This window comes from Mesorhizobium sp. WSM4828, from assembly GCF_055811175.1.
Window position 1 is genome coordinate 25,163 of the sequence record NZ_JBVVQK010000037.1, and the last position, 22,103, is coordinate 47,265.

Annotated in this window: 20 protein-coding genes; 6 read left to right on the forward strand and 14 right to left on the reverse strand. The window is 64.2% G+C overall.

Annotation, left to right across the window (positions count from 1 at the left end; genetic code table 11):
• The 6 genes from AC0L2X_RS28435 to AC0L2X_RS28460 are packed head-to-tail and all read right to left on the reverse strand — an operon-like array spanning position 1 to position 7,062.
• On the reverse strand, positions 1 to 462 hold the full coding sequence (locus AC0L2X_RS28435; RefSeq protein WP_473600781.1) for a MarR family winged helix-turn-helix transcriptional regulator: 462 nt from the start codon (positions 460 to 462) through the stop codon (positions 1 to 3).
• The gene (locus AC0L2X_RS28440) at positions 459 to 1,043 is read right to left on the reverse strand and encodes an amino acid synthesis family protein (protein ID WP_473600766.1); all 585 of its coding nucleotides are present in this window, start codon (positions 1,041 to 1,043) and stop codon (positions 459 to 461) included. Before AC0L2X_RS28440 ends, AC0L2X_RS28435 begins: the two co-directional genes overlap by 4 nt.
• Entirely contained in the window at positions 1,036 to 1,911 is an 876-nt protein-coding gene (locus AC0L2X_RS28445) for a UPF0280 family protein (protein WP_473600767.1), read from the reverse strand. Before AC0L2X_RS28445 ends, AC0L2X_RS28440 begins: the two co-directional genes overlap by 8 nt.
• The gene (locus AC0L2X_RS28450; RefSeq protein WP_473600768.1) at positions 1,908 to 3,452 is read right to left on the reverse strand and encodes a 6-hydroxynicotinate reductase; all 1,545 of its coding nucleotides are present in this window, start codon (positions 3,450 to 3,452) and stop codon (positions 1,908 to 1,910) included. The genes AC0L2X_RS28445 and AC0L2X_RS28450 overlap by 4 nt, the downstream gene beginning before the upstream one ends.
• Positions 3,449 to 6,202 carry a molybdopterin-dependent oxidoreductase gene (locus AC0L2X_RS28455; RefSeq protein WP_473600769.1) on the reverse strand — a complete coding sequence of 918 codons (2,754 nt, stop codon included), beginning with the start codon at positions 6,200 to 6,202 and terminating at the stop codon, positions 3,449 to 3,451. Before AC0L2X_RS28455 ends, AC0L2X_RS28450 begins: the two co-directional genes overlap by 4 nt.
• On the reverse strand, positions 6,202 to 7,062 hold the full coding sequence (locus AC0L2X_RS28460) for an FAD binding domain-containing protein (RefSeq protein WP_473600770.1): 861 nt from the start codon (positions 7,060 to 7,062) through the stop codon (positions 6,202 to 6,204). Before AC0L2X_RS28460 ends, AC0L2X_RS28455 begins: the two co-directional genes overlap by 1 nt.
• A gap of 272 nt (positions 7,063 to 7,334) precedes the next feature.
• Between AC0L2X_RS28460 and pncA the strand changes: the two genes are divergently transcribed.
• Together pncA and AC0L2X_RS28470 are read left to right on the forward strand one after the other, a co-directional pair.
• Positions 7,335 to 7,934, forward strand: coding sequence for a bifunctional nicotinamidase/pyrazinamidase (pncA, locus tag AC0L2X_RS28465; RefSeq protein WP_023718168.1), 600 nt, complete (start codon positions 7,335 to 7,337; stop codon positions 7,932 to 7,934).
• Positions 7,935 to 7,974: 40 nt separating this feature from the next.
• A complete protein-coding gene (locus AC0L2X_RS28470; RefSeq protein WP_473600771.1) occupies positions 7,975 to 9,402 on the forward strand; it encodes a sodium:proton antiporter in 1,428 nt (475 codons plus the stop codon).
• Here AC0L2X_RS28470 and AC0L2X_RS28475 read toward each other — a convergent pair whose 3' ends face one another.
• From AC0L2X_RS28475 to gcvA, 8 genes are all read right to left on the reverse strand, one after another.
• Positions 9,403 to 10,122: an ABC transporter ATP-binding protein gene (locus AC0L2X_RS28475; RefSeq protein ID WP_473600772.1), complete on the reverse strand. Its 720-nt coding sequence runs from the start codon at positions 10,120 to 10,122 to the stop codon at positions 9,403 to 9,405.
• The gene (locus tag AC0L2X_RS28480) at positions 10,115 to 10,843 is read right to left on the reverse strand and encodes an ABC transporter ATP-binding protein (protein ID WP_473600773.1); all 729 of its coding nucleotides are present in this window, start codon (positions 10,841 to 10,843) and stop codon (positions 10,115 to 10,117) included. The genes AC0L2X_RS28475 and AC0L2X_RS28480 overlap by 8 nt, the downstream gene beginning before the upstream one ends.
• The gene (locus tag AC0L2X_RS28485; protein ID WP_352490556.1) at positions 10,840 to 11,802 is read right to left on the reverse strand and encodes a branched-chain amino acid ABC transporter permease; all 963 of its coding nucleotides are present in this window, start codon (positions 11,800 to 11,802) and stop codon (positions 10,840 to 10,842) included. Before AC0L2X_RS28485 ends, AC0L2X_RS28480 begins: the two co-directional genes overlap by 4 nt.
• Positions 11,799 to 12,680, reverse strand: coding sequence for a branched-chain amino acid ABC transporter permease (locus AC0L2X_RS28490; RefSeq protein WP_352490557.1), 882 nt, complete (start codon positions 12,678 to 12,680; stop codon positions 11,799 to 11,801). The genes AC0L2X_RS28485 and AC0L2X_RS28490 overlap by 4 nt, the downstream gene beginning before the upstream one ends.
• Positions 12,681 to 12,766: 86 nt before the next feature.
• Positions 12,767 to 14,071, reverse strand: coding sequence for an ABC transporter substrate-binding protein (locus AC0L2X_RS28495; RefSeq protein WP_473600774.1), 1,305 nt, complete (start codon positions 14,069 to 14,071; stop codon positions 12,767 to 12,769).
• Positions 14,072 to 14,234: 163 nt separating this feature from the next.
• Positions 14,235 to 15,677, reverse strand: coding sequence for a hypothetical protein (locus tag AC0L2X_RS28500; RefSeq protein ID WP_473600775.1), 1,443 nt, complete (start codon positions 15,675 to 15,677; stop codon positions 14,235 to 14,237).
• Positions 15,678 to 15,845: 168 nt separating this feature from the next.
• Complete coding sequence (gene pncB / locus AC0L2X_RS28505) at positions 15,846 to 17,150, reverse strand: nicotinate phosphoribosyltransferase (protein WP_254815847.1); 1,305 nt, start codon at positions 17,148 to 17,150, stop codon at positions 15,846 to 15,848.
• 194 nt (positions 17,151 to 17,344) lie between these two features.
• Positions 17,345 to 18,319 carry a transcriptional regulator GcvA gene (gcvA, locus tag AC0L2X_RS28510; RefSeq protein ID WP_352862945.1) on the reverse strand — a complete coding sequence of 325 codons (975 nt, stop codon included), beginning with the start codon at positions 18,317 to 18,319 and terminating at the stop codon, positions 17,345 to 17,347.
• Positions 18,320 to 18,501: 182 nt separating this feature from the next.
• Here gcvA and speB point away from each other — a divergent pair, with 182 nt between their 5' ends.
• The 4 genes from speB (at position 18,502) to AC0L2X_RS28530 (ending at position 21,827) form a co-directional block, all read left to right on the forward strand.
• Positions 18,502 to 19,560, forward strand: a complete 1,059-nt coding sequence (speB, locus tag AC0L2X_RS28515) for an agmatinase (protein WP_473600776.1) — start codon at positions 18,502 to 18,504, stop codon at positions 19,558 to 19,560.
• 138 nt (positions 19,561 to 19,698) lie between these two features.
• Positions 19,699 to 20,508 carry a transporter substrate-binding domain-containing protein gene (locus AC0L2X_RS28520; protein WP_473600777.1) on the forward strand — a complete coding sequence of 270 codons (810 nt, stop codon included), beginning with the start codon at positions 19,699 to 19,701 and terminating at the stop codon, positions 20,506 to 20,508.
• Between the two features lie 6 nt (positions 20,509 to 20,514).
• Positions 20,515 to 21,183, forward strand: coding sequence for an amino acid ABC transporter permease (locus AC0L2X_RS28525; RefSeq protein WP_473600778.1), 669 nt, complete (start codon positions 20,515 to 20,517; stop codon positions 21,181 to 21,183).
• On the forward strand, positions 21,180 to 21,827 hold the full coding sequence (locus AC0L2X_RS28530) for an amino acid ABC transporter permease (RefSeq protein ID WP_473600779.1): 648 nt from the start codon (positions 21,180 to 21,182) through the stop codon (positions 21,825 to 21,827). Before AC0L2X_RS28525 ends, AC0L2X_RS28530 begins: the two co-directional genes overlap by 4 nt.
• The last annotated feature ends 276 nt before the right edge of the window (positions 21,828 to 22,103 follow it).

A 22,103-nucleotide genomic window follows, 5' to 3' on the forward strand; every position in this document is an offset into this window, starting at 1 on the left:
TTAAGCCAGCTTGGCCAGCAGCTTCATGAAAATGGCCGCTTCCCTGGCGGAAAGCGGCGCCAGCGTTTCCTGCGTAATCTCGCGGGCAAGCGGGATTAGCCGCTCGATCGCGTCGCGCCCCTCGGCCGTCAGACTGACCAGCAGGCGCCGTTTGTCGACTTCGTGCTTGCTAAGTTCGACAAAGCCACGCGCTTTCAGCCGGTCGATGACGCCCTTCACCGTCGCCGCATCCATGGCGATCAGGCTGCCAAGCTGGTTCTGCGAGGTCTCGCCGACGTCGCGCAATTTGGCGAGAGCGGCGAATTGCGGCGGCGTCAGATCGGCGATGTGTGCGGCGAAGATCGAGACATGGCGCTGATGCGCCTTGCGCAGGATGAAGCCGACCTGCTCCTGCAAGCGATAGTCGTTTTCGTCAGGGTCCTCGGCCTCGACCAGCTTGAGCAGATTGTCCTCGGCGCTCACCGCAGCCCATCCCATGCCTTGATGTCCTTGGCCGCCAGCCCGCCCATGCGGTCGTGCACGCGCGGGCCACAGGTCATGGCGAGGCAGAACAGGATCTCGTCGGGACGCGGGCCATCGCTGATGCCGATTTCCATGGCGTCGAAATGGCTGCGCACATAGGCGGCGTTGATGTGGCCGAGCGGCACATCGAGCCGCGCGCCGAAGCCGCCGACCTTCTTCGACGACGGCACGATCGACTTGGCGTCGCCAAGCCGTTCGCGCATGGCATAGCCGCCCGGCACATGCCACAGCGCGCCATGCTCCAGCTCGCCCGCCGCGCCAACGATGGCACCCTTGCCGTAACCGTCGATCTGTTTCACGTCGCCGCCCAATGCGGCAATGAGCCTGTCGGAGAGCAGCAGCCCGAGCGGCTTCAAATCCTCCATCGCGCTCTGCAGTTCCTCGACGTAACGGCCGGCGAACGGGTTCTTCACCGCAGCCATGGCCGCGGCGCGGCGCCGCGGCACCTTCGCCACCGGCCCGCCTTCGTGAAAAATCTCTTCGGTCAGCACGACGATCTTGCGGATCGGAAACTCAGGCATGAGCAATTTCCCTCTCTAAAACTTTGTTGGCGAGCGCCATCGGACCTGCGATGCGCGCCCGACCGCCGAGGAAAAGTGCCGCGGCGGCAATCAGGCCGCGCCGCCGGAAGTCTTCCGCCGCGGCAAGCCCGCTGTCCAACGCGGTAGCGATTTCAGCGGCGGAAAGCGGCCCCACGCCCTGCGTCACCAAACGATCGCCGAGATCGCTGTCAGGTGCAAGATCGTGCGCCCGTATGCGCCTAACGGCCGGATGACCGGGCACGTCGACGGCGTTGGCGATCAAGGTCGCGGCGGCATCGGCTTCAGCACCCGTCCGCGCCAGCACGGTGACCGCGTCGGCGATGCCGAGCGAAAACGAACGGCCGCGCCAGCCGCTTGTCGCGACACCGCGGATCCCGTCTTCGGCGCGGATCGTGAGACGATCTGCCAACCCATGACCTGTCCCGGCAATGGCAAGCGTCATCGACTGGCCGTTGCCGAGATGGATCGCGCTGTCGCCGCCATTGTTGACATAGGCGCGATCGAGCCGACGGCCGGCAAGCAACGCACAAAGCACTTCGTCGGCTACCGAGCCGGCGACGGCCGCCATCGGTGTGATGAATTGTTTCGCTAGCGGAACGACCGCCGCTTCCATGCGGCGCGCCGTCGGGCCAGCGAAAGTCCGTGGCCGCGAGGAGGCCGGGCAGCGCAGCTCGGGCAACTCTTCGACCAGTTCAACCAGGATTGTCTGGAAGCGCGCCACTGCCTGGCGATAGCCAGCGCTGCATTCACTCGCCTCGCCGAATGCCTCGACGATCAGGTCGATCGGCCCATGATTGAGGTGAAGCCTTCGGCCGTCCTCGAGCCAATGCGCCTGCGGGCCGTTCATCGCCCGTCCCCGTTTGCGGCCGCGCGACGCAACTGCGCCAGCGGCGGCCAGGGATTGTCACGGGGTGCGGCCGTGCCGCGGCGCGGGTTGAGATATTCGCCGCCCTTGGCCAGGATATCGTCGACGCTGCGGATTTCGGCTTCGTAGCCGCCGAGCCTGACATAATCGTCGCGGCGCATGGTGAACTCGATCGGCGCCACCAGCGCCGGCGTCGGGACATAGCCGAAGGCGCCTTCCGGCACGCGGGTGACGTCGACCATCAGCGTGATGCCGCCGCCCGGCCAGACATAGACCGGCGCGCCGCCGACCGTCACATAGGTCTTGAGGCCCTGCACCGAGCGGGTCAGATTGACCGGGTTCTCGGTGACGCCGGCGCGCAGCGAGCCGCCGGCGCCGCCGACGAAAAGCACGGTGCAGAGCGCCGGCTCGCAATTGTCCTCGATCAGTTCAACCGACTTCCGCAGCCGCTCCGGGAAGGGTTTCTGCACCGGCTTCAATTCGTCGTCGAGCTCGTAATAGGCGAACTGCTCGCCGGTGGTCGAGACCATCAGCAGCGACATGCCGGGGCGCGCACCCTTTTTGGCGTTCCATTCACCAAGGATCGACAGCGGGTCGGAGATGCTGGTGCCGCCCCAGCCGAGGCCGGGCTCCGACACCTTGAAATAGCGGCCCGGCGTCGAACGGCGGCCGATGATCTTGATGCCGGTGTCCTGCCAGCCAAGCACTTTGCCGGCCTGATGCTCGGAGACGACGCCGGTGATGTGGTCGTCGACCACCACCACCTCGTCGACAAGGCCGCGCCACTGGGTGGCGAACATGCCGATAGTGGCCGAACCGCAGCCGACGCGCATGCGCTGCTCGAGCTTGCCGTCGATGACCGGCGGCTTGCCGGCCTCGACGATGACGGTGGCGCCGCCGTCTATGACGAGCTCGACCGGTTTGCGGTTGCACAGGGAGAGCATGGCGTCACAGGTGGCGCGCCCTTCAGCCTTCGAGCCGCCGGTCAGATGATGCACGCCGCCCAGCGACAGCATCTGCGAGCCGTATTCGCCGGTGGTGACATGGCCGATCGCCTCGCCTTGGGCACGGACCGTCGCCGTTTCGGGGCCGATATGACGGTCGGTGTCGATCTTCACCTTGACGCCGCAATAGGAGAAGATGCCCTCGGTGACGACGGTGACCAGATCGACGCCCTCCACCTCCTGGCTGACGATGAAGGGGGCCGGCTTGTAGTCGGGATAGGTGGTGCCGGCGCCGATCGCGGTGACGAAGCGGCGGCCGGTGTTGACCAGTTCGCCGTCCCATGCCTCGCCTTCGGCAACAAAAGATACGACCGCGCCGCCGGTCTCGGCCGCGTGATCGACGATGGTCAGTGGATCCATCCGCACGATCCTGCCGCCAACATTGCCGTAGCGGTCGCAGGCGCCGGTGCGGCCATCGGCGATGTAGCACATGACCGGACAGGCATCGCAGCGGATCTTCTCGGCCACCAGCTTCTCGCCGGGATCGTGTGTCTCGAAGCGTTCGGCAAGCTCGCTCATCGGCGCGCCTCCTTGTCGAGGATGGCGGCGCGGATGCGGGTCGGCGTCGCCGGAATTTTGGTGACCAGCACACCGGTTGCATGGCGGATGGCGTTGAGGATCGCCGGCGCCGTCGGGATCAGCACATGCTCGCCCAAACCCTTGGCGCCGAAGGGTCCTTCCGGATCCGGAACTTCTATCAGGATGGTCTCGATCGGCGGCACGTCGCCGATCGTCGGGATCAGATAGTCGTGCAGGTTTTCGGTGCGGCCGGGGATGTATTCTTCCATCAGCGCCATGCCGATGCCCTGGGCGATGCCACCTTCGATCTGGCCTTCGGCCAGCAAAGGGTTAATCGCCTTGCCGACATCGTGCGCGGCGGTGATTTTTATCAGCTTCACCGTGCCGAGCCTGAGGTCGACCTCCAGTTCGGCGATCTGGGCGCCATAGCCATAGACGGCATAAGGCTTGCCCTGGCCCTTGGCATCGAGCGGCTGCGTCGGCGGGTCGTAGCTTTCCTCGGCCCGGAAGACGAAGCCTTCGGCATCGGCCTTCAGCGAGGAAAGATCGATGCGGCGCGTCGCTTCGCCTTCCCTGATCCTCAGGCTTGTGCCGTCCAGCGCAATCGCCGCCTTTTCCGAGACATTGGCGAAACGCAAGATCTCCTCGCGCAAGGCACGGCCGGCTTTTTCGGCGGCTTTGCCGGTGACGAAGGTCTGGCGCGAGGCCGAGGTCTTGCCGGCGTCGGGGGTGATCGCCGTGTCGGCGCCTTTCAGCCGCAGCTTTTCAAGCGGAAGACCCAACGCGTCGGCGCAGATCTGCGCAATGACGGTGTTCGAACCCTGCCCGATATCGACGGCGCCCTGATGCAGGACGACTTCGCCCGATGCCGAAATGCCGACCTTGATGGTCGATGGATTGGGCAGCGAGGTGTTGCCGCAGCCGTACCAGCAAGAGGCCACACCGACGCCGCGTTTTTTGATGCTGCTGCCGGCATTGAACGCTTCGGCATCGCGAATGGCACGCTGCCAATGTGAGCGGAGGGCCTCCAGGCAGTCGGCGATGCCGACGCCCGACTCGAGCCGCTGCCCGGTAACTGTTTCGGATCCGTTCCGAAGGCAGTTCTTCAGGCGAAAGTCGAGCCGATCCATGCCGAGCTTGTCGGCCAGCTCGTCATAGAGGGTCTCCTGCATGATCGTCGCCTGCGGCACGCCGAAGCCGCGAAAGGCGCCGGCAATCGGGCCATTGGTGTGGATGGCGCGGCCTTCGGCGCGATAGTTCGGCGTCGCATAGGGGCCGGAGGCGTGCACCGGCACGCGGTTGGCGACCGTCGGCCCCCAGCTGGCATAGGCGCCGGTGTTGAAATCGCCGGCGAAGACCATGCCGGTGACACGGCCGTCGGCATCGGCGCCGATGCTCGCTTTCATCTGAGCCGGATGGCGCTTGGTGGTCGAGATCATCGATTCGGTGCGGGTATAGACGAGCGCCGCCGGCCGGCCGGTTTTCATGGCGACGAGGCCGATGAGCGGTTGCAGCGAGACGTCGAGCTTGGAGCCGAAGCCGCCGCCGGTGGCGGTCGGCACAATGCGCACCTTTTCCGGAGCAAGGCCGAGCACCTTTGCCGTGTCGTCACGGTCCATATAAGGCGCCTGCGTGCAAGCGACGACGATCAGCGTGTCGCCGTCCATGAAGGCATAGCCGGCCTCCGGTTCGATATAGGCGTGCTCGACATATGAGGTGTCGATGGCACCGGAAACGACGAATGCCGCGTCCGCGAGCGCGGCTTCGGGGTCGCCGCGCTCGACAAAGCCGGAGGTGAGCAGGTTCGAGGGCCGGTTTTCATGGACCAGTGGCGCGCCGTCGGCCTGTGCTTCGCCAGTTTCCAGAAAATGCGGCAATTCGGTCCAACTGACAGGAAACTCGGCAAGGTCGAGATCGAGGACAGCCTCGCATTCGCCGGCAACCAGCGCCACCGCCTCGCCGCGAAAGCGCGAAAACCCTTCGGCCAGCGCCGGCTGGTCGGCGAAGGGCGCGATCACGCCGAAACAATTCTTTCCCGGAATGTCGGCGGCGGTGAAAACGCCGACAATGCCGGGACGGGATTTCACCCAGCCATCGAGATCGCCGAAGCTGAAGGCCGCATGATAAAGCGGCGAGCGGACCACCAGCACCGACAATGCATCCAAGGGGAAGGAATCGCCGCCAAACTTTTCACCGCCGGTGACTTTCGGCACGCCATCGAGGCGGATCGGAGAGGAGCCGACGGCATGGCCGGACAATGGCATGCGCGGATCGAGACCATCGGTATAGCGCCAAGCATCCATTACCGCCGCAACGATCTTGCGATAGCCGGTACAGCGGCAGAGCACGCCGCCCAGCGCATCCTGCGTTTCGGCCTCGCTCGGGTAAGGCGTCTTGTCCAGGAGTGCCGTTGCCGCGACCAGCAGGCCGGGCGTGCAGGCGCCGCATTGTGCCGCGCCATGGCTTAGGAACGAAGCCTGCAGCGCCGACAGCCGGCCATTGCCGAGGCCTTCGACGGTCGTCACCATGGTGCCGGAGGCGGAAGCCGCAGGCATCAGGCAGGCGCAGACCGGCTCGCCGTCGACCAGCACCGTGCAGGCGCCGCAATCGCCGGCATCACAGCCGATCTTGGTGCCGGTCAGCCGCAGCTCGTCGCGCAGCACCGCGGATAGCCGCCGCACCGGCGGCACGCAAACACTGACGGCGGCGCCGTTGACCTCGAAGGCGATGTCGGCGCGCTCCATGCCCATCAGGCCGCCACCCTTTCACCGGGAATAGCGCCCATCGCACCAAGCACGGCGCGGGCAACGATCTCGCGCGCTGCATCCAGCCGGTATTCGGCGCTGCCGCGCACATCCGCGATCGGCGACAGCTCGTCCATCGGCGCGGATTGGATCGCGATGGCCAGCGCGTGGCCGACGGGCCGGCCGCGCAGCGCCGCCTCGACACCCGCCAGGCGCGTGGCGACGACCGAGCAGGACCCGACGGCGACGGCCGCGTTCCTGACGACACCATCTTCGACGGCCAGGCGTGCGGCGGCCATGGCGATGGAGATGACGAGATAACGCCGCGCGCCGAGTTTCACGAAGGCGGAGCCGCCGGCGGTCGCGGGTTTCGGAACGCGGATTGCCGTGACCATTTCGCCGGGCTGCAGTGCGGTGCGACGGTTGCCGAGGATGAATTCTGCAAGCGGCAGATGCCGGGTCGCCACCGCAGAACGCAGTTCGACTTCGGCATCGAGCACCAGCAGCGCCGGCACGCCGTCGGCGGCCGGCGAGGCATTGCAGAGATTGCCGGCAATCGAGGCAATGTTCTGGATCTGCACCGAGCCGACTTCCCGTGCCGCCTGCTTCAGCGCGTCGAAAGCCGCCGGCAGCGGATGGCGGACGAGATCGGTCCAGGTGGTGCGCGCGCCGACGAGCCAATGGGTTTCGGCTTCGGCAATGCCGCGCAATGCCGCCAGGCCGTTGATGTCGAGGACATTGTCGCGAAAGGGCTTGCTGCCCTGTGCCGGATAGAAGTCGGTGCCGCCGGCAAGGATGCGCCATTGTCCTTCGCCCAACAAAGCGAGGGCATCATCGACCGTGGTGGGTTTTGCGTAACGGATCACGCTTTGCCTTCCCAGAATGGGCTTCCCGAGAGGGGATCCTGTCGAAAGATTTTCCCGAGCATGCAAGGCAGGAAATTCATTCGTATGCAAATGATATCAAGCCGGCAGGAATTGTCAAAGCCAGAGTTTGCACGGCTGTTGCCACCGGTGCGCCCGGAACGCATTTGTTATGCCATAAGAGGTTGACGCAGCCGGCCATCTGGTCAAGTTTCTGCGTCCGGTCGCGTTTTCATTGGAGCCTAAGCTCAAGACCAAGAAAATAAGGAGGCTCCATGGCCGACGAAGCGCTTGTCGTCATCGACCTGCAGAATGATTTCTGCCCGGGTGGCGCCCTGGAAGTGGCCGGTGGCGACGAAATCGTGCCCTTAGTCAATGACCTGATCCGGCGGACCGAGCACGTCCTGCTGACGCAGGACTGGCACCCTGCCGGCCATTCGAGCTTTGCCTCCAGCCACCCCGGCAAGCAACCGTTCGAAACGATCGATGTGCCTTATGGCCACCAGACGCTGTGGCCGGATCACTGCATCCAGGGTAGCCTGGGATCGGATTTCCATTCGGGCCTCGCCTGGAGCAAGGCCGAGCTGGTGATCCGCAAGGGGTTCCGGCCTGCGATCGACAGCTATTCGGCATTCTTCGAGAACGATCGGACGACGCCGACCGGCCTTGCCGGCTATCTCCGGGATCGGAACATCGAGACGCTGACCCTGGTCGGCCTGGCGACGGATTTCTGCGTCGCCTTTTCGGCGCTCGACGCGGTCAAGCTCGGTTTTGAGACGTCCGTGCGGCTCGACGCCTGCCGCGGCATCGATCTCAACGGCTCAGTAGAGAGGATGCTGGGCCGGATGCGCGATGCCGGCGTGGCACTGATTTGAACATCATCCAGCCGAAGCTGACAGACTTTTGAGGGGCTTCATGCGGTTTGCGGCGTGGACGGCAAGTGCTGCACTTATTGCCGCAATCCTTTCTCCGGGAGCGGTTCTTACGGCCGAAGCGCACGAATTGCCGGGCGCCGCCATGTCGCTGTGGTGGGTGCTGCCGTTTGCCGGGCTGTTGCTTTGCATCGCGACCGGGCCGTTGCTCTTCCAACATGCGTGGGAGCACCATTACGGCAAGATCGCTGCCTTCTGGGCAGCGTTGGTGATCGGGCCGCTGGCCATCGCCTTCGGCATCCCGTCGGCCACGCAGGCGGTGCTGCATGCGCTGCTCACCGAATACATGTCGTTCATCATCCTGCTGTTTGCTCTGTTCACCATTTCGGGCGGCATCTTCGTTGCCGGCAACATACACGGCACGCCGCTGGTCAATGCCGGGCTGTTGCTGGGCGGGGCTGTGCTTGCCTCGATCATTGGCACAACCGGCGCCTCGATGATCCTGATCCGGCCGCTTATCCGCGCCAACGACAACCGGCGCTTCAACGCCCATGTCGTGATCTTCTTCATCTTCCTGGTGTCCAACATCGGCGGGTCGCTGACGCCGCTCGGCGATCCGCCGCTGTTCGTCGGCTTCCTGCGCGGCGTCGATTTCTTCTGGACGACAGTTCACCTGTTGCCCGAGACGCTGTTCGTCGCCGGCGTGCTGCTGGTGGTTTTCCTGGCGATCGACATCGTCATGCATCACCGGGAGGAAGGCGCGCCGAAGATCAAGGATCCGACGCCCGATAGCAAGGTGCGCATTCGCGGCCTGGCCAACATCCCGCTGCTGGCCGGCGTAATCGCCGCGATCCTGATTTCCGCTGCCTGGAAGCCGGGAGTGAGCTTCTCTTTCCAGGGCGTCAGCCTCGAGCTGCAGAACCTGGTGCGCGACGCAGCCATACTGATACTGGCCTTCACTTCGCTTGTCGTCTCGCCGAAGGAGTTTCGCGGCGCAAACGCCTTCAGCTGGGGGCCGATTGCCGAGGTGGCGAAGCTGTTCGCCAGCATCTTCATCTGCATCGTGCCGGTCGTCGCCATATTGCGGGCCGGCCTCGACGGCGCGCTGGCGCCGTTGGTGCTGCTGGTCAGTTCGCCGACCGGCGCGCCCGACAACCTTGCCTATTTCTGGCTGACCGGGGCACTGTCGTCCTTCCTCGACAATGCGCCAACCTATCTGGTGTTCTTCGAACTGGCCGGCGGCGATGCGCAGCATCTGATGACCGAGCTCGCCTCGACGCTGGCAGCGATCTCGGCAGGCGCGGTGTTCATGGGCGCCAACACCTATGTCGGCAATGCGCCGAATTTCATGGTCTATGCCATTGCCAGGCATCGCGGCATCAAGATGCCGAGCTTCTTTGGCTATATGGCATGGTCGGGTGCCGTGCTGATCCCGACATTCCTGCTCGCCGGTTTGCTGTTCTTTGCCTGATCATCCGACGCCGACATAGCGACGGACCGCCGAGGGATCGGCACGCAGTTCCTCGACATCGACCGTCTCGCGGTTGCGGCCGTTTTCAATGAAGCAAACGCGGTCTGCGACCGACAGCACGGCATCGACGCGCTGCTCGACAAGAATTGTCGACACGCCGAGCGCTCGCAGCTTCGACACGGTTTCGCGGATCTTGGCGATCATCGACGGCATCAGCCCTTCGGTCGGCTCGTCGAGCAGGAGCACCTGCGGTTCCAGACACAGGGCGCGGGCCATGGCCAGCATCTGCTGCTCGCCGCCGGACAGCGTGCCGGAACGCTGCCTGAGGCGCTGGCGCAGCAGCGGAAAGAGATCGAGCACGTTTTCGCGCGTCGCCTTGCCCTTGTTGCGGGCCATCAGGCCGATCTCGATGTTTTCCGCCACCGTCATCTCGGCGAACAGCCGCCGGCCCTGCGGCACGTAGGCGACGCCGGCCTTGGGCACCTCATGCGCCGGCAGGCCTGTCAACTCCCGCCCTTCGAGCTTGATCGAGCCGGCGCTTGCCGGCAGCAGGCCCATGATTGCCTTCAGCGTCGTCGTCTTGCCGGCGCCGTTGCGGCCGAACAGGCAGAGCACCTCGCCCTCGTTCAACACGAGATCGAGGCCATAGAGCACCTGGACTTCGCCATAGAAGCAGTCGAGCCCGGAGATCGTCAGTGCCTTGGACTGGGCCTCAGCCATGGGTCGTCCCCAGATAGGCGTCCTGCACCGCGGCATTGGCGCGGATCTGCTCGGGCGTGCCTTCAGCTAAAATCCTGCCGGCGTTGAAGACGGTGATGCGGTCGGCGAGCTGCATGACCACCGGCATGTTGTGCTCGATCAAAAGCACGGTGGCGCTATCGGCGATCTCGCGCACCAGCTCGATGAAATTGTCGATCTCGCTGTCGGCCAGCCCCTGCGTCGGTTCGTCGAGAATCAGCAGCCGCGGCTTCAGTGCCAGCCCCATCGCCACTTCCAACAGGCGCTGGTGACCGTAGGACAGCTGCCCCGCCGGCATGTGGGCGCGGTCGGCAAGGCCGGTGCGCTCGAGCGCCGCCATGACGCCGGTGTGCACAGCACCCTTCGAGCGGCCGTCGGTCAGCGTGCGCTGCACCGGCAGGGCAACATTGTCGTAGGCGCTGAGATTGGCAAAGACGCTGGTGATCTGGAACGTGTAGGCGATGCCAAGGCGAACCCTGGCATAGGCCGGCAGGCTGGTGATGTCGGCGCCGTCGAAGATGATCGTGCCCGACGAGGGCTGAATGCGGCCGCTGACCAGGCTGACGAAGGTGGTCTTGCCGGCACCGTTGGGGCCGATGACGGCGCGGATCTCGCCCGGCATCAGCGCGAAGTCGACGCCGTCGACGGCGCGCAAGCCGCCGAAACTGCGCGACAGGCCTTTGGTGGTCAAAAGCGGCATCATGGCAGCCAACCCAGCCAGCGCTGGCGGATGCTGCCGAGAATGCCTTTCGGGAAGAAAAGCACCAGCAGGATCAGCGCAATGCCGACGATCAGCAGATAGGCCGAGGTGTAGCCGCTGGCGACGTCGATGACGTAATACATGAACAGCGTGCCGATCAGCGGACCGAGCGTGGTGGCGGCGCCGCCCAGCAGCACCCAGAGCAGCGGCAGGATGGAATATTGCACCGAAGCGAAGCTCGAGCCGACATAGCCGAACAGCAGCGCATAGGCGGCGCCGGACGCCGCGCAGATGCTGCCTGAAATGACGACGGCGGCAAGCTTGCTGGAGAACGTGTCGTAACCAAGCATCTTGGTCCGCTCCTCGTTCTCGCGGATGGCGACCAGCACACGGCCATAGCCGGAGCGGACTATCGCCAGGCTTATAAGCAGCACGATCGAGAAGAGTGCCAGCGCGCTCATATAGCGCACGGTCGGGTTGGTGAGGTCGAGTGACGTGCTGCCCAAGACAAGGACCCGCATCGCCTGCGGCACGACCATGCCCTGGTCGCCACCGGTCCAGGCAGCGAGATAGAGGATGACGAGATAGAATACCTGCGCGAACATCATTGTGACGATCATGAAGGCGACGCCGGAGGTGCGCAGCGCCAGCAGCCCGATCACCAGCGCGAGAAGCGCGCCGCAGGCAAGCCCGGCTGCGAAGGCGGCCGGCACGCTCCAGCCGAGATGGATGACGGCAAGCCCGGCGCCATAGAGCCCGGCCGAAAAGAACATGGCATGGCCGAGGCTGAGCAGCCCCACATAGCCGAACAGCAGATTGTAGCCCATGGCGAAGACCGCCAGCACCATGATGCGGGCGAGCAGGCCGTGATGGTATTCCGGCAGGATGAAGCTAAGCCCGAAAAGCAGGGCGATGACGCCGAGATGCAGCGCATATGGCTTTGCCGGCGAAGCATCCTTCATCGCGACGTCGTCCCGAACAGGCCCTGCGGCCGGAACACCAGCACCATGGCGACGAGCAATGTGGCGATGATCTTGGCCAGCGTCGGTGAGAAGAACACCGAGATGATGCCGTCGGAAAGGCCGATCAGCACCGCGGCGACCACCGTGCCGCGCAACGAACCAAGGCCGCCGATGATGACGACGATGAACGAGAGCAGCAGCGGGTCCTGCCCCATCAGATAATGCGCCTGGCTGATCGGCACGATCAGCACCGCGGCGACAGCCGCCAGCATGGCGCCGAGCGCGAAGACGCCGGCATAGACTCTGGTCACCGGTATGCCGAAGGCCTGCGCCGTTTCGCTGTCATATTGCGTGGCGCGCATGATGAGGCCGATTTTGGTGCGCGTCAGCACCAGCCAGGTCGCGACCAGCAGCAGCGCGGATGCGGCGATGATCGACAGCTTGTAGCCGGAATAGCCGAACCACGGCAGCAGGATGCGGTAGCTGAACGGCGGCTCCACCGGCCGCGCCTCCGGCCCATAGAAGGTCAGCGCCAGTTGCTGGATGATGTAGAGCATGCCGATGGTGGCGACGATGGTGGCTTCCGGATTGTAGTTGAGCCGGCGCAGCACCAGCCGTTCGGCGACCAGCGCGATCAGGCCGACGATCAGCGGCGCCAGCACCAGGGCGGCCAGGAAGCCGAGCGCCGGATGGCCGGATATCGCCGTAGAAATCGCCCAGGCAAGCACCGCGCCCAGCATGAAGAACTCGCCATGCGCGACATTGACGACGCGCATGACGCCGAACACCAGCGACAGGCCAAGCGCCGTCAGCGCCAGCACAGCGGAGGTGACGAGGCCTTCGAGGGCGGCGAGGAGCAGGTGGGGTCCGAAGTGCATCGGCTAAGCACCGGCGGATGCGCGAAGCACCCCCCTCTGGCCAGAGGGGGGTGTCTTGGCGCTCACGCTTGCTGCAGCAGCCAAGCTCACAGCGCCTGCGTGGTGTAATCCCCTTCCGGCTCGTAGAGGCCGTCCTCGATCTTGGTCTTGTGGACGACATTCAGCCGGCCGCCTTCGACCTTGGAGATGTTCTGGATACCAAAACACTGGTGGATCTTGCCGTTGAAGGTTTTCGGTCCCTGCGGGTGCTCGGGGCCCTCGGCGAACTCTGTCAACGCCTCGGTCGCCTCGACCAGCTTGGCGCGGTCTTCCGGGCCCTTGTAGCCGGCGTCCTCCATCGCCTTCTTGACGACGTAGAGCGTTTCCCAGCAGCCGAACATGTGCGCGGCGGTGGAGACGTCCTTGGGGTCGCCTACGGCAGCACCATTGTCGTCGATGCCGACAGCGGCACGGTAGGCCTTCTGCGCGGCGGAATCGTCGGGCTGCGCATAACGCGGCGAACCTTCCCAGAAATGGCTGCCGTCGAGGAATTCGAGGCCGGGGCTGTTGATATCGGTGGCTTCGAGCGAATCGATGAAGCCGAACAGCTGCGGCCGATTGGAGCCGTAGAACTCGCCGAGCTCCTTGACGAAGGTGAGCACCGCCGGGCCGACCATGACGTGGTAGATCACCTCGGTCTCGGCCGGGATTTGCGGAAAATATTTAGTGAAGGAGGATTCCGTCGGCGGGATGGCGATCTGCGCAATGACTTCGGCGCCCTGCGCCTTCAGCGCCGGCGGCAGGTAGTCGCGATGGTCGTAGCCAAAAGCGAAATCGGGGAAGATCTGCGTCACCTTCTTGCCAGCGTTGGCGGCAATCCACGGCGCCATCGACTGGATCTGGCTCTTCACATCGGTGATGCCGGGCTGGAAGACGTAGCGGTTCAACTTGGTCGACGCGACGTGGTGGCCCTCGCTGACGACGAAATAGGGGATCTTGGCCTCGCCGGCGGCAGGTGCCGAGCCTATGACGACATGCGAAAACAGCGTGCCGTAGACGATGTCCGTCTTGTGCTGGGAGGCGAACTTGCCGACGATTTCGGCGCCCCGGCCGGGATCGGTGCCGTCGTCCTCGATAATCACCTCGACCGGCCGGCCGTTGATGCCGCCGGCATCGTTGATCGCCTTGACTGCAGCCGCCGTGGTCTTCTCGTACCAGCGGCCATAGGCGGCGCCGATACCGGTACGATGGCACTGGAAGCCGATCTTGATCGGCGCCGAGCTTTGCGCCTGGCTGTAGCGCACGAACCCAGGCGCGACGGCGAGGCCGGCGCCCGCGGCCAGCCCCTTGAGCGCCGTGCGGCGGGTGAGAGCGGATCTGGAGAGATCGAAAAACCCATTCTTGTCAGTCACGGCAGTTCCCCTTGTTTTTGAGCTTTGACCAATGGCTGTAGCGAGGTGGGCCACTCTTGCTAAGAGGGCCGAAAATTGCATGTGTACAAACTAAATCACCAAAGCTCTGACGTGGCAAGCGAGCTTTCCCCAAGGTTCGATCGACGGCCATCGCACACCTCGTTCATCCGGCGCTCGGCGTCGCAAGCAGCCATAGGCCGAGGACGGTATAGGCGATCATCAGCACGGTGAGCGGGAACTGGCTGAGCGTGGCGCGAGCCGGAACGGGATGCAGCCGCCAGGCCAAGCCATGGGCGACAAGCACAGCAAGCATGTGGCCGGCTATGATGACACCGGCCTGGAGGTTCCACAGCCACCACGCCGAACCGGCGCCGGCGACGACGCCGGCTTCAATTGACATGTCGGCGCTACCGAACAGGTTCCAGCCCAGCGCAAACGGGTCGGAGAGAGCGGCAACCGCATATTGGCCGTCGACCAGCAGCGCCGTCAGATAATGCGCGAAGTGGTAGGCGAGCGCGATCGGCACAATCGACCAGACCAAAAGCCCGGCGGCGTGACCGAGCGAATGCTTGCTGCCGGCAAGGTGCTGGCCAAGAAAGACGGCGAGCGCGAACACGGCCGCAAGCACGATAAAGCTCAGCACAAGGCCGAAACTGCCGATGCCGATCAAAGCGGTGCGTCCAGGAACTTCCAGCGGATTGATGCCGAACCGGTCTAGCCAGAAGAAGGTTTTCGACAGGCCGTCGAAGGATACCGACGACAGCGCAAGCAGCAGGAAAGCGACGCCGCTGAGCGGCAGCGGCGCGGCTCCGAGCAGCTTGGCGCCCGGCCAGCAGAGTTTGAGCCGGCCGTCTGCACTACGCTCGACGATGGCGAAGCGCGCCACCATGAAAAAGAATACGGTCAGGAACTCGCCGCGCCGGCTCCAATTGCGGTAGCCGAAGACCTGCATGGCGGCGAAACTCAGCAGCCAATAGGCGCCGGCGGCCCAGGCCAGCCGCGCCGGGTCGTCGGGCGCCGGGTCGATCAGCTCGAACCAGGCGAAGGCGAAGAACAGCACGAAAGCCGGCCAATAGCCGAGTCGTGATAGGAGCCGCCGCGGCTGCGTTCTGCCGAACAGGTGCGAGACGACGCGGCACGGCCCGTACCAGGGGCTGAGCCACGACCAAAGATCGCCGGCGAGCCCCTGCAACAGGGCCAGGCCAACCCAGAGCAGCGTCCATACGGTCAGCGGCAGCGGGTTGGAAAGCGGGTCGCGGCTGCCGAACAGGCCGGCGGCAATCAGAATTGCGAAGCCGGCAAGGGATACCAGGCTGACGGCGGTCCGAGCTCCGTCGCCGAAGACGAAAAGCAGCAGGCGTTTGCGCCAGAAGCGGTCGAGGGAGTCCGGCGGGAGTAGAGCCAGGATCAGGAAGCTCGCGGCAACGGCGAGCGCGCCGCCGGCGACATAGTAGCCGGTGGGAAGCAGCAGAACGTGGCCGCGGTCGGAGGCGTGGGCGAAGGCGGGCGTGGGCAGGAATGCCAAGGAAGCGACGAGGCCGGGAAAGGAGGGACTGATTACCGTAATGCAGCGCTGTATGGCGCCCCCCTCTGTCCTGCCGGACATCTCCCCCACTTGGGGGGAGATCGGCTGGCCGTGGGGTCGGCGCTTTTCTTGCAACATCCGAGATTGGCGAAAGCGGGGGTGATGGCCAATCTCCCCCCTCGTGGGGGAGATGTCCGGTAGCACAGAGGGGGGCGCGACGGAACTCATACTATGCAAGAGTTCCCACCCTCACACCTTGACCAACTGCTCCACCCGGTCCTTCTGGCCGAATATCCGCAGATAGCGCTCGATCTCTTTCTCGTCGCCTGTCGACTTGGCCGGATTGTCGGAAAGCTTGACGGCCGGCCTGCCGTTGGCTTCGGTGACCTTGCAGACCAGCGAGATGGCGTCTAGCCGGTTGGTCTCGGTCGGCGCGCAGCCCTCGAAATCGTTGGTCAGGTTGGTGCCCCAGCCGAAGGACATGCGCACCTTGCCGCGGAAGTGGCGGTAGGTTTCCTCGATGGTCTCGACCTCAAGCCCGTCGGAAAAGATGAGCAGCTTCTGCTTGGGGTCCTTGCCCTTTTCGCGCCACCAGGAAATGATCTTCTCGCCGCCTTCGATCGGCGGCGCGCTGTCGGGGCGGAAGCCGGTCCAGTCGGCGACCCAGTCCGGCGCATCGCGCAGGAAAGCTGCGGTGCCGAAGGTGTCCGGCAGTACGATCAGCAAATTGCCGCCGTAGTAGCGCTGCCAGTCCTGCAGCACGTTGTAGGGCGACTGTTTCAATTCCTTTTCCGAATTGGTGAGCGCGGCGAACACCATCGGCAGTTCATGCGCGTTGGTGCCGAGCGCCTCGAGATCGTTGTCCATGGCGAGCAGCACATTGGAAGTGCCGGTGAAGGCCTCGCCGATGCCTTCCTTCAACGCTTCGACGCACCAGCGCTGCCACAGGAACGAATGACGGCGGCGGGTGCCGAAATCCGAGATGCGGATGCCGGGCAGCGCCTTCAGCCGCTCGGTCTTGGCCCACATCTTGGCCTTGGCGCGGGCATAGAGCACGTCGAGCGCGAACGGCCCGAACGCCCGCATGGCCGCGCGAGATCGAAGTTCATTGATAATTGCCAGCGCCGGGATCTCCCACAGCGTCGTGTACATCCACGGGCCGCTGAAGGCGAGTTCGTATTGGCCGTCGCGCTTGGAGAGCTCGTATTCGGGCAGCCGGAAATTTTCCAGCCAGGCGAGGAATTCCGGTTCGAATATCTGCTTGCGGCCATAGAAGGTGTTGCCGCCGAGCCAGATCATCTCTTTCTTCGAGAATCGCAAGGTGCGGGCATGGTCGAGCTGCTCGCGCAGCTCCGTCTCGTCGATCTCCTCGGCAAGGCGGACCGAGGTGGTGCGGTTGATCAGCGAGAAGGTGGCGTCGACCTTGGGATACATGCCCCAGATCATCTGCAGCATCAGAAGCTTGTAGAAATCGGTGTCGAGCAAGCTGCGGACGATCGGGTCGAGCTTCCAGGTGTGGTTGTAGACGCGCCGCGCTATATCGGTCTTTGCCATCTCTCAATGCCGCCTTCGCTGCTCGCTCTAGCTTTTTGTCTAGCGCAATTCCGGACGGAAAACCGCTGCGCACTTTTCCCGGAATTGCTCCAAATGCCTCTTAGCATCGAATTTTTGAAAGCGCCTCCCGCTTTGCGGACTGGCCCGACAAAAAGAAGCCCCTGCGGCAAGCGGCGCCCACGGCAGTGTCGACCTCAGGATGCGGTCTTGGCGCCGACCACCTTGAGCGCCGGACGCTTGCGACGAGTGCCGATGCGGCCCGCCACCGGCGCATCGGCGCGGCGGTCGGCCTGCTCTTTCTCGGCAAACAGCCAGTCGATGAACAATTGCACGATCGGCGCCGACCTCATCTCATTGCGGCAGACGACGTAGAAATCGTCGACCGCCGGCACGGAAAGGCTGAACGGCGCGACAAGCAGGCCCCTGGCGAGCAGTCCGCTTGCCGTCACTGTATCGCCGAGCGCCACGCCATGGCCGTGGACAGCGGCCTCGGTCGCCATGCGCGCGTCGCCAAGATGGTGGCGGCGGCCGCGCTCCAGGTCCAGCGCGTCAGCGGCGGCCAGCCAGGTGTGCCATTCGCGGCCGTCGTCGCCATGCAGGAAGACGTGATCGGCGAGGTCGCGGACGGTGCGGATCGGGCGGTTGTTGATCAGCGTCGGGCTGACCACCGGGAAAAGTTCGAGACCCGACCATTTGCGCATCCAGCAATCGGTCCAGCTGCCGTCACCATAGTGCACGCAGACATCGATATGCGGTGCGCGGACGTCCTTGGCATCATTGGATGGGATCAGCGTCAGCCGGATATCCGGATATTGCGAAGTGAAGCTGCCCAGCCGCGGGATCATCCACAGCAACAGCAGCGCCGGCACGCAGGATACCGACAGCGCGCCGGTGCTGGCCGGCCGTGTCATGCGCTGGGTGGCGGCGGCAATGCCGTCGAAGGCGGTCGACACCGCCGGCAGCAATTCGGCGCCGTGCGGCGTCAGCTTCACCCGCTGGCCGGAACGCTCGAACAGCTTGATGCCCAACGATTGTTCGAGCGCCTTGATCTGATGACTGATGGCGCCATGGGTGACGTTGAGCTCAGCCGCCGCCTTGGTCAGCGAGGCGTGGCGCGCCGTCGCCTCGAAGGCGCGCAGCGGGTTGAGCGGTGGCAAACGCTTGGCCATTGGAACCTGAACTCTGTGAGATTTTCTCACAACCAACACCCTAACAATATCAATTGATTTTTCAATGCAGCTACAGGACACTTTGCCGAGGCATTGCATCAAGACGTGAAAGCTGCAGGCAGCCGACGGCTGCGGCTATCGAGGCCGCCGTCCGCGCGCTTCACCAGCCATGGAGGACCGACATGGGTTACGGCCGCGGCAAGCTCGAAGCGTTGCGCCGCAAATACGGCGAGAGCCATGGCGGCGAAATGTTCGACCCGAAATTCCAGCGTGTCGCCGACAAGATCTTCTCCAAGAGCGGCACGCGGCTGGCGCCCTATTCCGGCATTCCGACCTTCCTCGCGGCGCCCTATCGTGAAATCGCCGCCGACAATCCGGATTTCGGCGATCTTCAGGTGGCGATGATCGGTGTGCCGATGGATCTGGGCGTCACCAACCGGCCGGGCGCCCGTTTCGGGCCAAGGGCGCTGCGCGCCATCGAGCGCATCGGCCCCTACAATCATGTGCTGGAATGCGCGCCGACGCATGAGCTGAAGGTCGCCGACATCGGCGACGTGCCATTCCAGAGCCGCTACCGGCTGGAGACCAGCCATGACGACATCGAACGCCGCACCAACCAGATCGTCGACGCCGGCGTGCTGCCCTTATCTGTCGGCGGCGACCATTCGATCAGCCACCCGATCCTGAAGGCTGTCGGCAAGAAGGCGCCGGTGGGCATGATCCATATCGACGCTCATTGCGACACCAGCGGCCTGTTCGACATGACCAAGTTCCACCATGGCGGGCCGTTCCGTAACGCGGTGCTGGACGGCGTGCTCGACCCGAGCCGCACTATCCAGATCGGCATTCGCGGCTCGGCCGAGTACCTTTGGGAGTTCACCTATGAGTCCGGCATGACCGTGGTGCATGCCGAAGAGGTGACCGGCCTCGGCATCCCCGCCATTATCGAGAAGGCGCGCAGGATAGTCGGCGACGGCCCGACCTATGTCTCCTTCGACATCGACAGCGTCGACCCGGCCTTCGCGCCGGGCACCGGCACACCGGAAGTCGGCGGGCTGACGACGCGCGAAGTGCTCGAGCTGCTGCGCGGCCTGAAAGGCCTCAACATCGTCGGCGGCGACGTCGTCGAGGTGGCACCACAATACGACGCAACCACCAACACGGCGCACGCCGGCGCGCAGGTGCTGTTCGAGATCCTCAGCCTGATGGTCTTCAGCCCGGCAATCACTAAGGCGGGCTGACGCGTTCGACCATGATCCCGAAAGTGGGAACCGGTTTTCGGAGAGAAGATCATGGTCCACTAGAGAATCCAAAGGCGACCGCCGCGCTGGAGCCGGCGGTCGCACTCAAACAAACAAGCTTCCAGCAGGGGAATAAAAATGACACTTCACATGAAACTCAAATCATCTATCGCCGCCGTGCTGATGCTCGGTGCGGCCGGTCTTGGTTTCACCACCCACGCCGTCAATGCCGACGCGATCGACGACATCGTCAAGGCCGGCGCGATCAATGTCGGCATCTTTTCCGACTTCCCGCCTTTCTCCTCGGCCAGCGCCGATATGAGCATCAAGGGCTACGACATCGATGTCGCGCAATCCATCGCCGACCAGCTCAAGGTCAAGCTCAATCTGGTCAGCGTGACCGGCCAGAACCGCATTCCGTATCTTACCGACAAGCGCGTCGACCTGCTGATGAGCGTCGGCTATTCCAAGGAGCGTGAGCAGGTGATCGATTTCGCCGCCGCCTACGCGCCCTATTACATCGCTGTCATCGGCCCGGCAGCACTTGCGGTCAAAGGCAAGGAAGACCTCGCCGACAAGTCGATCGCCGTCAATCGCGGCACGCTGGAGGACACCTCGCTGACCGAGGCAGCACCCGCCTCGGCGGACATCCGCCGCTTCGACAACTACAATTCCGTCATCCAGGCCTTCATTTCGGGCCAGACGCAGCTGATGGTCGTCGGCAACGATGTCGGCGCCCAGGTGCTCGCCCGTCAGGAGGCGCTGAAGCCGGAGCAAAAATTCCAGCTTCTCACCTCGCCCTCGCATATAGGCCTCAACAAGAAGGAGGACCGCCTCAAGCAAGCGGTCAACGATGCGGTTGCCAAGATGCTGGCCGACGGCAAACTGGACGAAAGCTCGAAGGCTTGGCTGAAGACACCGCTCGATCCCGCCAATCTCAAGGATTGACGGCCAGTGACCTATAGCCTCGACTTCGGCTGGCTTGCCGGGGCGACAGGGGCGATCGCGCGCGGCGCGGCCACGACGATCCTGTTGATCGCCGTGACCACGCTGGCGGGAACGTTGCTCAGCATCCTCGGCGCGGCAGGGCGGCGGAACGGTCCGCTGCTGCTCAAGCGTGCGATCGGCGTTTATGTCGAGGTGATCCGCAACACGCCGTTCCTAGTGCAGCTGTTCTTCATCTTCTTCGGGCTGCCCAGCATCGGCATCAGGCTCGATCCGGTGCTGGCAGCCATGCTGGCGATGACGCTCAACATGGCGGCCTACACGATCGAGATCGTCGGCGCCGGGCTCGACGCGGTGCCGCCCGGGCAGACGGAAGCGGCACTGGCGCTTGGCCTCCGGCCGCGTCAGGTCTTCATCAAGATCGTGCTGCCGCAGGCGCTCAAGGTGATCTATCCGGCGCTGACCAGCCAGATCGTCATCATGATGCTGGAATCCGCCGTGGTGTCGCAGATCGCGGTGCGCGAGCTGACCTATGAAGCCGACATGCTGCAGGCGCGCACGTTCCGGGCTTTCGAGACCTATTTCGTGGTGACGATGGTCTATCTCGTCCTGTCGATTGGGCTGCGCCGGCTGCTGGTCGGCGGCGGGCGCCGGCTTCTTGGAGCCGGCGTGTCATGATCGAATTCACCTTCTGGGACATTCTGCGCAACCTGCTGCTGGCGGCGCGCTGGACGGTGCTCTTGTCGTTGGCCGCCTTTGTCGGCGGGGCCGTGGTCGGCATGATCGTGCTGTTCTTCCGGATCGCCAAGAATAAATGGGCGCGCCGGCTTGCCTCCAGCTACATCGCGCTTTTCCAGGGCACGCCGCTGCTGATGCAGCTGTTCCTGATGTTCTTCGGCCTGCCGATGCTGGGCCTGCGCATCGAGCCGTGGACCGCGGCGGTGCTTGGCCTGACCTTCTTTGCCAGCGCCTATCTCGCCGAGATCTGGCGCGGCGGCGTCGATGCACTGCCGCGCGGCCAGTGGGACGCCGGCGCCAGCCTCGGCCTGCACTATCTGCAGGAACTCAGGCTGATCATCTTGCCGCAGGCGTTTTCGATCACCCGCGCACCAACCGTCGGCTTCCTGGTGCAGCTGATCAAGTCGACCGCGCTGACCTCTATCATCGGTTTCGAGGAGCTGGTGAGGACATCCAACGCGATCAACAATGCGACCTTCGAACCGTTCAAAGTCTATGGGCTGGTAGCGCTGATCTTCTTCGTCATGTGCTTTCCGCTGACGCAATACGCACGTTCGCTCGAACAGCGGGCGGCTGCCCGCTGAGGGGGCGCATGTTGTTTGGGTCATTTGACGACGTTAGCCTTCGTCAACTTTTGACCCCGAGCAGGCCCTCCCATGTGAAGGCGCGCATGACTGCTTTGCGCCTAATCTCCGTCATAGAGGCAACCTTTGCGTCCGCCCGGAAGCGGACATCGTGGGTGACAATGCTGGAGGTCATGTTCGCGCCAATTCCGGTCGTTTGCGGTTATGGCGAACAAGGTCGCATGTATATCCCGCAAGCAGACTTTCGGCCTTTACGGCGTTTGGGAGTTCACTTGA

Excerpts from the sequence above, each read along its gene's own strand:
- AC0L2X_RS28440 (WP_473600766.1), bottom strand. The coding sequence starts at position 1,043 with ATGCCTGAGTTTCCGATCCGCAAGATCGTCGTGCTGACCGAAGAGATT.
- AC0L2X_RS28445 (WP_473600767.1), bottom strand. The coding sequence starts at position 1,911 with ATGAACGGCCCGCAGGCGCATTGGCTCGAGGACGGCCGAAGGCTTCAC.
- AC0L2X_RS28450 (WP_473600768.1), bottom strand. The coding sequence starts at position 3,452 with ATGAGCGAGCTTGCCGAACGCTTCGAGACACACGATCCCGGCGAGAAG.
- AC0L2X_RS28455 (WP_473600769.1), bottom strand. The coding sequence starts at position 6,202 with ATGGGCATGGAGCGCGCCGACATCGCCTTCGAGGTCAACGGCGCCGCC.
- pncA (WP_023718168.1), top strand. The coding sequence starts at position 7,335 with ATGGCCGACGAAGCGCTTGTCGTCATCGACCTGCAGAATGATTTCTGC.
- AC0L2X_RS28470 (WP_473600771.1), top strand. The coding sequence starts at position 7,975 with ATGCGGTTTGCGGCGTGGACGGCAAGTGCTGCACTTATTGCCGCAATC.
- AC0L2X_RS28475 (WP_473600772.1), bottom strand. The coding sequence starts at position 10,122 with ATGGCTGAGGCCCAGTCCAAGGCACTGACGATCTCCGGGCTCGACTGC.
- AC0L2X_RS28480 (WP_473600773.1), bottom strand. The coding sequence starts at position 10,843 with ATGATGCCGCTTTTGACCACCAAAGGCCTGTCGCGCAGTTTCGGCGGC.
- AC0L2X_RS28485 (WP_352490556.1), bottom strand. The coding sequence starts at position 11,802 with ATGAAGGATGCTTCGCCGGCAAAGCCATATGCGCTGCATCTCGGCGTC.
- AC0L2X_RS28490 (WP_352490557.1), bottom strand. The coding sequence starts at position 12,680 with ATGCACTTCGGACCCCACCTGCTCCTCGCCGCCCTCGAAGGCCTCGTC.
- AC0L2X_RS28500 (WP_473600775.1), bottom strand. The coding sequence starts at position 15,677 with ATGTCCGGCAGGACAGAGGGGGGCGCCATACAGCGCTGCATTACGGTA.
- pncB (WP_254815847.1), bottom strand. The coding sequence starts at position 17,150 with ATGGCAAAGACCGATATAGCGCGGCGCGTCTACAACCACACCTGGAAG.
- gcvA (WP_352862945.1), bottom strand. The coding sequence starts at position 18,319 with ATGGCCAAGCGTTTGCCACCGCTCAACCCGCTGCGCGCCTTCGAGGCG.
- speB (WP_473600776.1), top strand. The coding sequence starts at position 18,502 with ATGGGTTACGGCCGCGGCAAGCTCGAAGCGTTGCGCCGCAAATACGGC.
- AC0L2X_RS28520 (WP_473600777.1), top strand. The coding sequence starts at position 19,699 with ATGACACTTCACATGAAACTCAAATCATCTATCGCCGCCGTGCTGATG.
- AC0L2X_RS28530 (WP_473600779.1), top strand. The coding sequence starts at position 21,180 with ATGATCGAATTCACCTTCTGGGACATTCTGCGCAACCTGCTGCTGGCG.